Consider the following 898-nt stretch of genomic DNA (forward strand, 5'->3'; position numbering starts at 1 on the left):
CCGCTGGCAGTGAGCTTATGGAGACATTGGCACAGTTTTTAAATGTCGATAATGCAGACAGTATTCCTACATCATCCTTAAATGAAAAATACACGATAGAGGTGAATGCGTTTACAGGAATAGAGTGCCTGAAAATCAAAGGGAACGAAGGCGGCGGTTCATGGCTCATGGTCAGCGATGAACAGCAGATGGGGAAATTGCGGGAACTGGCGGATATGTATAAGGAAAAGTATCCTAACCTTATAAAATCAGAAAGTGTGGCAATGGGATTTGCACAGGCCGAAGTAGCAGGTCAGGCTGTCAGGACAGAAGATGGAATCATGATGATTACCTGTAATGGGATGAACTATATGGATGATGCCAATCCATCCAAGAGCTGGGCTGTCATGTTTCCAATAGGGGCAACGCATATGTATATGGAAATTATGAATGCAATGGCGGAGGGGTATATAGAAGCGAAAGACATCAAGGAATATTCAAAGTGGGAGAAATATTTTGAAGAAAGAGGACTGGAATTTGAAAGAATCTTATCAGATGAGGAATTGGAGCAGGCAGATAAACAGGAATCTGAATCAAAGACAGATATTATTGTTAAGCCAGATGGTTCAAGGGTGCTTGTAATGACAATGAGTATTGGCGGAATGGAAACTACAATGAGTTTGGAAATTTCCAAGCCGACAGAAGCACCAAATGAAAATTCAGAGCATGATACCGATAATAATATGCCATCTGATGATCCCGGAATGGATACAGTATCGGATGAAATGTCGAATATTTCAACGGAGGCTTAGAAAGTGTGGGCAGCTTTAAGAATACTGGTAGCTGTGCAAGAACAGATATGGTCTGACCGACAGAGGGGCTGCAATAATAAAAATAATGGAGGACATTTGGAGATGAG

General features: G+C 41.8%; 1 pseudogene. It reads left to right on the plus strand.

Going from position 1 to position 898, the window contains the following annotated elements:
- Positions 1-791, plus strand: a pseudogene (locus D7Y06_RS27580) (hypothetical protein); the annotation flags it as partial.
- Between the last annotated feature and the right edge of the window lie 107 nt (positions 792-898).

The organism is Roseburia sp. 1XD42-69 (genome assembly GCF_003612565.1).
Taxonomy (GTDB): domain Bacteria; phylum Bacillota; class Clostridia; order Lachnospirales; family Lachnospiraceae; genus Roseburia_B.